Annotated in this window: 2 protein-coding genes; one reads left to right on the top strand and one right to left on the bottom strand. The window is 37.7% G+C overall.

Features of this window, described 5'->3' with window-relative positions:
* Positions 1 to 75: 75 nt before the first annotated feature.
* The gene (locus tag GTH32_RS19085; RefSeq protein ID WP_163088777.1) at positions 76 to 1,239 is read right to left on the bottom strand and encodes a DUF3987 domain-containing protein; all 1,164 of its coding nucleotides are present in this window, start codon (positions 1,237 to 1,239) and stop codon (positions 76 to 78) included.
* A gap of 274 nt (positions 1,240 to 1,513) precedes the next feature.
* Here GTH32_RS19085 and GTH32_RS19080 point away from each other — a divergent pair, with 274 nt between their 5' ends.
* Positions 1,514 to 2,065: a hypothetical protein gene (locus GTH32_RS19080; protein ID WP_163088775.1), complete on the top strand. Its 552-nt coding sequence runs from the start codon at positions 1,514 to 1,516 to the stop codon at positions 2,063 to 2,065.
* The last annotated feature ends 338 nt before the right edge of the window (positions 2,066 to 2,403 follow it).

Genomic DNA, 2,403 nt, shown 5'->3' with positions numbered 1-2,403 from the left:
TTCCGATCAGTGATTTCGGAAAAACGTCATTTTTGATCGGATAACTCCGAAATAAGCGATCGGATTAGACCGAAATCAGTGATCGGATTGAACCGAAATGGGTGATCGGAATGGGCCGGAACATGCATGAGCATCAAGCGAAAACTTAATAACTTTTTGATTCTCTTTAAGAAGGTTTTCTTTGTGTAACAATTGACTAAGAACTTTCTGAAAAAGTTGTTTGATAGTCTCTGGTCGAGTGTTAGATGGTAACTCTAGAACTCTTTGTTCGTCTGGAAAGACAAGTAATTGAAGACGGTTGAAGAAGCCGTCATTGTTTAATCCATCTTTTATAATGTCTTTAAGGTAAATCTTAATTTTGCTCGGCTGAATTGTTCCAAAAATAACTATTTTGGGAGCTAATGCCCTACCAGCATGCTCTGTTTTAAGGTTTCTTCTGTAGTCATTATCACCATCCATTGCTTCAATTAAAAAAGCTTTAATGTTTGACCGAGTTATACTCATTGTTTCTAACAACAGTGGCGTCGCCTCATCCCTAACATAAAAGTGACAATGAATTTCCCTTGTCTTAAGTTTATGTAAACCTGCCTCTGTAGTATGGTTGATAATGAGACTCATCGCCGAAGGAGGTTCCAAATCATTTTCCATTTGCATTAGAAGTCTCTCAGCATCTGCCATCATTTCTTCGGCTTTAGCTGGGTCATTTTTTTCTATACGCAGGCTTTCTAAAATCGTTTTTTGAGCTAATTGCTCTCTACTGGCATTCTTTTTTTTCTTAAGCTGATAAGCTGCTAGTTCCTCCTTTTCTGTTTTACTATATTCAAACTGCAATTCGTCCTCAGCCTTACGAACAAGTGATTCAATGGGTCTAAATGCCCTTGATTTCCGAGCGCTTGCGGGTCCCACTAGTAAACCGGAAAGATTAGGCGAGATATACCAACCTTTATTCTCTTGTTCCGGCTGAACTTTATAGATGTTACTCAGCCCTCCACTAAAGAAAACAATTAGGCTTGCAGCTACGTTCCCGGCATCGGTATTTCCTTCATTGCTTATAACCCTTACTAAACTTTTTGTAATTGGTGGAATACAAGACAGGGAAAAAGTGGCTGCTGAACACGCGGTATCCGACAACTTTTTTACAGCTTTCCATTCAAATTCTTCGAGATGAATTTCGGGTTGTATTGTGTCGAAAGTACGAGTCGCGGGTAATCGTTGCTTTACGTATTTTCTTTTTTTCATTATCTAAGTCTCCATATTCGCTACCCCGTTGGTAACGCTTAGGAATCAATTTAACTAAGCGAATTCGTCTAAAAACCCGATCTTTTTTTGCGTTCATTGTAAGTTTACAAACCTCTGAATCCCTTGTGAGTAAAGGTGTGTGAGCCTTTCGCGAAAGACCTTTTCAATTGTTCGTTTTTTAAAACCTCGATGAAAAATAAAAGAACTATCAGTTACTTTTGATGGAAAAATTAGATATGTTATTTAAATACAGTCAGTTACGACAATTTCAGTAATGAAGAATGAAAAACAAAAAAGAATTTTAAGATCTGAAAAAAAGATCTTGCTACTTGGTGTTGGTACCAGCAAAAATCCCATTAAGCTCGTACCGGAAAATACGTCAAGAACTCTGATGAAAAAGCATTCAACAATCCCGGTAAATGAAAAAACTGAATTGCACAAATTAAAAGAAGAATATGCTAACAAAGTGTTCCTGCTAAACGTTATTTCAAACCCGCACCTATCGAAGGATGAATATCGTTTAGCTATCTATTTTCTACAACGACTCTACGCATCTAGCGAATTATTTTTAACAATTGATTCTTCAAAAGACTTCGATGTGGAAATGAACTACGGCGAGGAAGGTTCACTGTATGTTGGTAGGTTAAACAGCAAACGACACGAGGAATTCGTGTTAGACCGAGAGGTTATAAATTTACTAGATGAACTTAGGGTCATTAATATTAAATTTACTTCTTCCAAATTAATTGCTGCTTTGAAGCGATTACATGATTTTGGCTATATCACAATTACTGAGATCAATCTTGCAAACACTGTAGTGGCATAGTTAATTTGGCCACCCATTAAGAAAGAAATGTTATGCTAATAAGCATACAAATTTGGGTGAAAAAATGACGAAATTAAAACGTGCAACGTATTCTGCTGCAATCAAATTAGGGAAACTGCGAATAAGTCCCGCAGTTTAACGCTCAGTTAAGCCGCAGCATCGCCTGCCTAATTTTTAAACTCTAATTTTGCAGTTTAGGCCAATATGCCGTCGTTTTAGGCCGGATTTCGACCTACTTCCGGGCCATTCCCGGATTTCAAACAGATCTTGGCTGTCGTCGTAACATCTGGTCAACTTTAAACACGTTCGCCAGAGTGAATAACATAGCCAATTGACTG

This window comes from Alteromonas profundi, assembly GCF_010500865.1.
GTDB lineage: Bacteria > Pseudomonadota > Gammaproteobacteria > Enterobacterales > Alteromonadaceae > Alteromonas > Alteromonas profundi.
This window is presented reverse-complemented; position numbering and strand designations above follow the sequence as displayed.